This window comes from Streptomyces sp. NPDC046862, from assembly GCF_040704615.1.
Lineage (GTDB): Bacteria > Actinomycetota > Actinomycetes > Streptomycetales > Streptomycetaceae > Streptomyces.
This window is the reverse complement of the sequence record NZ_JBEYXP010000120.1, coordinates 1-5190: the sequence shown is the minus strand read 5'-3', so window position 1 is coordinate 5190 and position 5190 is coordinate 1. Positions and strand designations below refer to the sequence as shown.

Below are 5190 nucleotides of genomic sequence, written 5' to 3'. Positions count from 1 at the left end.
GACATCCGCATCACCGAGGCCGCGAGCGGCACGGTCGCCCTGCGCGCCGAGAAGGGCGACATCTCCATCGGCGCCGCCCGCGGAGTCTCAGCAGCGCTGGACGCCGGCACCACCTACGGCCGGATCCACAACACGCTCAAGAACACCGACGGCGCCGACGCCGGCCTCACCATCCACGCGACCACTGCCTACGGCGACATCACCGCCCGCAGCCTGTAGACGCCCGCATCCTCTGAAGGAGCACCTCTCGTGACCAACCTGGCCATCGCGGCGAACGGGCTGCGCAAGTCCTACGGCGACAAGGTCGTGCTCGACGGCGTCGACCTGGCCGTTCCCGAAGGGACGATCTTCTCCCTGCTCGGCCCGAACGGTGCCGGCAAGACCACCGCCGTCAAGATCCTGTCCACCCTCATCTCCCCCGACCCCGCCTCGGGCGGGATCCGTGTCGGAGGCCACGACCTCGCCGCCGACCCGCAGGCGGTCCGCGCCGCGATCGGCGTCACCGGACAGTTCTCCGCCGTCGACGGCCTGATCACCGGCGAGGAGAACATGCTCCTCATGGCGGACCTGCACCACCTGTCCAAGCGCGAGGGGCGGCAGGTCGCCGCCGAGCTGCTGGAGCGCTTCGATCTCACGGAGGCCGCCAAGAAGCCCGCCTCCACCTACTCCGGCGGCATGAAGCGCCGCCTCGACATCGCCATGACCCTGGTCGGCGACCCGCGGATCATCTTCCTCGACGAACCGACCACCGGCCTCGACCCGCGCTCCCGGCACAACATGTGGCAGATCATCCGCGAACTCGTCACGGGCGGCGTCACCGTCTTCCTCACCACCCAGTACCTGGAGGAGGCCGACGAGCTCGCCGACCGCATCGCCGTGCTCAACGACGGCAGGATCGCCGCAGAGGGCACCGCCGACGAGCTGAAGCGGATCGTCCCCGGCGGACACGTCCGGCTCCGCTTCACCGAGCCGGCCGCGTACCGGAGTGCCGCCTCCGCCCTGCGCGAGGCGTCCCGGGACGACGAGTCCCTCGCGCTCCAGATCCCCGGCGACGGCAGCCAGCGCGAGCTGCGCTCCCTCCTCGACCGGCTGGACTCGGCCGGTATCGAGGCCGACGAGCTGACCGTGCACACCCCCGACCTCGACGACGTCTTCTTCGCCCTGACCGGCGGCGCCGACATCCCCGACCAGCGCACCCAGCCCAACCAGCGCACCCAGCCCAACCGGCCCAACCAGCCCAAGGAGACCGCCAGATGAGTGCCCCTCTCGCTCCCGCCCGCCCGGCCCGCCTCTCCCTCGCCGTGCGCGACTCGTCCACGATGCTGCGCCGCAACCTGCTGCACGCCCGGCGCTATCCGTCCCTCACCCTGAACCTGCTGCTCACGCCGATCATGCTGTTGCTGCTCTTCGTCTACGTCTTCGGCGACACCATGAGCGCGGGCATCGGCGGCGGCGGCGCGGACCGTTCCGAGTACATCGCGTATCTCGTCCCGGGCCTGCTGCTGATGACCATCGGCAGCACCACGATCGGCACCGCGGTCTCCGTCTCCAACGACATGACCGAGGGCATCATCGCCCGCTTCCGCACGATGGCCATCCACCGCGGTTCCGTGCTCATCGGGCACGTCATCGGCAGCGTGCTGCAGTCGGTCATCAGCGTGGTCCTCGTCGGCGCCGTCGGTGTGGCCATCGGCTTCCGCTCCACCGATGCCACCGCCCTGGAGTGGCTCGCGGCGTTCGGGCTGCTCGTGCTCTTCGCCCTGGCGCTCACCTGGATCGCGGTCGGCATGGGACTGATCAGCCCCAACGCCGAGGCCGCCAGCAACAACGCGATGCCGCTGATCTTCCTGCCGCTGATCTCCAGCGCCTTCGTCCCGGTCGACGCGATGCCGGGCTGGTTCCAGCCGATCGCCGAGTACCAGCCGTTCACGCCCGCGATCGAGACCCTGCGCGGTCTGCTCCTCGGCACCGGGATCGGCCACAACGGGTGGCTCGCCGTCGCCTGGTGCCTGGGCCTCGCGGTGCTGGGTTACTTCTGGTCGACCTCGAAGTTCAACGAGGACCCGAAGTAACCGCCGTTGTGATCCGCACCACAGCAGGCATAGGAAAGCGACGCCTGACGCGTCGTAGGAGATGCGGGGGAACTGATGGGCGCGGGCGGGACCGGGGGAACGTGTCCCGCCCGCGCCGATGTGCACTGAGCCGTGAGTACGGGGGGAACCCCGGCTCTGTGCGACGGCCGATGACCAGTCGGCTCACTGAGTACTGCGCTCCGGCGTCCGAAAACGTCACACCCCACCGAAAAAAAATCTTCCGTCCCGCAAAACCGCAGGTCAGCCGGCTCACCAGTACACGACGACCTTGTCCCCGTTGCGCACCTGCGCGAACAGCTGCGCGATCTTCGCCTCGTCGCGCACGTTGACGCATCCGTGGGACGCCCCGTAGTAGCCGCGGGCCGCGAAGTCCGACGAGTAGTGGACCGCCTGACCGCCGCTGAAGAACATCGCGTACGGCATGGGGGTGTCGTAGAGCGTCGACACGTGGTGGCGGGACTTGAAGTAGACGGTGAAGACGCCCTCGCGGGTCGGCGTGTACTGCGAGCCGAACCGCACGTCGACCGTCGTCAGCGTCCGGCCGCCGACCATCCAGCGCAGCGTGCGGCTGGTCTTGCTGATGCACAGCACCCGGCCCGTCATGCACCGCGGGTCCGGCGCCGCGGCCGGCTGCCCGCCGTAGGCGTACAGCTCCCACTTGCTCGGCTCACGCGTCATCTTCAGCAGCCGGGCCCAGGTCACGCTGTCGGTCTCACCGGTCGGGGGCAGCCCTCGCTTGCCCTGGAAACCCCTGACCGCCTGAACGGTCAGGTCGTCGTACTCACCGGTGGGCCCGTCGTACAGCCAGGCGACCTGCCGCAACCGGGCCTGCACCTCGCGTATGTCCCGGCCCTTGTCGCCCCGGGACCACAGAGTCCGGGGCGGGGGAGCGGGAGTGGCGGGAGGAGTGGAAGAGGTGGAAGGGGCGGTGGTACCTGGCTTGTCCCCGTCCTGCGTGTCCCCGGCCGGCTTCTCCCCGCCCTGCTTGCCGTTCGGTGTGGCCGTGACGTCGATGCGTATCGGCCGGCTCTGGCCGCTGTTCACGTCCACCGCCTGGGCCGTGCATCCGCCGACCGTGACGAGCGCCGCGAGCGCGGCAACCGATCTCCGCATGCCCCTGATACGCATACCGGCCCCCCGTTGTCTCACCGTGCCCCGAGATCCGACTCATGTCCGGCTCATGTCCGGTTGTGTCACCTGAGATGTTCCCCGGGAGCGACCGGTTGCGAACCCGGCCGCATTGTGGGGAACGGAGTAGGGGGCGGACCCTTGTGAGCAAGGTCCCAGCGTGGGCCCCTCCACCGGTCGCACGGCCGCCGCTACAGTCCGTCAGCGAGGGTCGTTCGTACTAGCGAGTAACCAAGCAACGCGGAGGCACACACCATGGCGCGCGAGTCGGAGTCGAGGCTGCCCATCGAGCCGGTGTACGGTCCGGACGACCTCCAGGGCTGGGATCCGTCGGAGAAGCTGGGTGAGCCGGGGGCGTACCCGTTCACGCGGGGCGTGTACCCCTCGATGTACACGGGCCGTCCGTGGACGATGCGCCAGTACGCCGGGTTCGGTACGGCCACGGAGTCCAACGCCCGCTACCAGCAGCTGATCGCCAACGGCACCATGGGCCTGTCGGTCGCCTTCGACCTGCCCACCCAGATGGGCCACGACTCCGACGCACCCATCGCGCACGGCGAGGTGGGCAAGGTGGGGGTGGCGATCGACTCCGTCGACGACATGCGGGTGCTGTTCGGCGGGATCCCGCTGGACAAGGTGTCCACGTCGATGACGATCAACGCCCCGGCCGCGCTGCTGCTGCTCCTGTACCAACTGGTGGCCGAGGAGCAGGGCGTCGGCGCCGACAAGCTGACCGGCACGATCCAGAACGACGTGCTCAAGGAGTACATCGCCCGCGGCACGTACATCTTCCCGCCCAAGCCGTCGCTGCGGCTGATCGCGGACATCTTCAAGTACTGCCGGGCCGAGATCCCCAAGTGGAACACGATCTCGATCTCCGGCTACCACATGGCGGAGGCGGGCGCCTCCCCGGCGCAGGAGATCGCCTTCACGCTGGCCGACGGCATCGAGTACGTGCGTACGGCGGTGGCGGCGGGCATGGACGTCGACGACTTCGCGCCCCGGCTCTCCTTCTTCTTCGTGGCCCGGACGACGATCCTGGAGGAGGTGGCCAAGTTCCGTGCCGCCCGCCGGATCTGGGCGCGGGTGATGCGGGACGAGTTCGGCGCGAAGAACCCCAAGTCGTTGATGCTGCGCTTCCACACCCAGACCGCCGGCGTGCAGCTGACCGCCCAGCAGCCGGAGGTCAACCTGGTCCGGGTCGCCGTCCAGGGCCTGGCGGCGGTGCTCGGCGGCACGCAGTCGCTGCACACCAACTCCTTCGACGAGGCCATCGCGCTGCCGACCGACAAGAGCGCGCGCCTCGCTCTGCGCACCCAGCAGGTCCTCGCCTACGAGACGGACGTGACAGCGACCGTCGACCCCTTCGCCGGTTCCTACGTCATCGAGAAGATGACCGACGACGTCGAGGCCGCGGCCGTGGAACTGATGGCGAAGGTCGAGGATCTCGGCGGCGCGGTCAACGCGATCGAGCGGGGCTTCCAGAAGAACGAGATCGAGCGCAGCGCCTACCGCATCGCCCAGGAGACCGACTCCGGCGAGCGCGTGGTCGTCGGCGTCAACCGCTTCCAGCTGGACGAGGAGGAGCCGTACGAGCCGCTGCGCGTCGACCCCGCCATCGAGGCCCAGCAGGCCGAGCGGCTGGCCAAGCTCCGCGCCGGGCGCGACCAGCAGGCGGTGGACGTCGCTCTGGCCGACCTGAAGAAGGCCGCCGAAGGCACGGACAACGTCCTGTACCCGATGAAGGAGGCCCTGCGGGCTCGGGCGACGGTCGGCGAGGTGTGCAACGCGCTGCGGGAGGTGTGGGGGAACTACGTGCCGACGGACGCGTTCTGAGCGCACTGGGCTGCGCGCCCAGACCCCCGCTGTCGGCCTGACGGCCTCGTCCTCAAACAGCGGAGGGGCTGAGTTTTTCAGCCCCTCCGGCGTTTGAGGAGCGGGGTCCGGGGCGGAGCCCCGGGGAGGGCAC

4 protein-coding genes and 1 pseudogene are annotated in these 5190 nt (G+C 69.5%); 4 read left to right on the top strand and 1 reads right to left on the bottom strand.

Going from position 1 to position 5190, the window contains the following annotated elements:
- The 3 genes and pseudogenes from AB0959_RS52835 to AB0959_RS52825 form a co-directional block, all read left to right on the top strand.
- A pseudogene (locus AB0959_RS52835) lies at window positions 1-219 on the top strand (hypothetical protein); the annotation flags it as partial.
- Window positions 220-249: 30 nt separating this feature from the next.
- Window positions 250-1257 (top strand): ATP-binding cassette domain-containing protein, encoded by a 1008-nt coding sequence (locus AB0959_RS52830; RefSeq protein WP_366834187.1) that lies wholly within the window; start codon window positions 250-252, stop codon window positions 1255-1257.
- Window positions 1254-2072 carry an ABC transporter permease gene (locus AB0959_RS52825; protein WP_366834186.1) on the top strand — a complete coding sequence of 273 codons (819 nt, stop codon included), beginning with the start codon at window positions 1254-1256 and terminating at the stop codon, window positions 2070-2072. Before AB0959_RS52830 ends, AB0959_RS52825 begins: the two co-directional genes overlap by 4 nt.
- A gap of 270 nt (window positions 2073-2342) precedes the next feature.
- On the opposite strand, the gene AB0959_RS52820 is transcribed toward AB0959_RS52825, so the two are convergent.
- Window positions 2343-3221 carry a L,D-transpeptidase family protein gene (locus tag AB0959_RS52820; RefSeq protein ID WP_366834185.1) on the bottom strand — a complete coding sequence of 293 codons (879 nt, stop codon included), beginning with the start codon at window positions 3219-3221 and terminating at the stop codon, window positions 2343-2345.
- A 255-nt stretch (window positions 3222-3476) separates the two neighbouring features.
- Here AB0959_RS52820 and AB0959_RS52815 point away from each other — a divergent pair, with 255 nt between their 5' ends.
- Window positions 3477-5057, top strand: coding sequence for a methylmalonyl-CoA mutase family protein (locus AB0959_RS52815; protein WP_366834184.1), 1581 nt, complete (start codon window positions 3477-3479; stop codon window positions 5055-5057).
- The last annotated feature ends 133 nt before the right edge of the window (window positions 5058-5190 follow it).

What these genes read in the sequence shown, in the direction of transcription:
- AB0959_RS52825 (WP_366834186.1), top strand. Translation starts at nt 1,254, where the DNA reads ATGAGTGCCCCTCTCGCTCCCGCCCGCCCGGCCCGCCTCTCCCTCGCC.
- AB0959_RS52820 (WP_366834185.1), bottom strand. Translation starts at nt 3,221, where the DNA reads ATGCGTATCAGGGGCATGCGGAGATCGGTTGCCGCGCTCGCGGCGCTC.
- AB0959_RS52815 (WP_366834184.1), top strand. Translation starts at nt 3,477, where the DNA reads ATGGCGCGCGAGTCGGAGTCGAGGCTGCCCATCGAGCCGGTGTACGGT.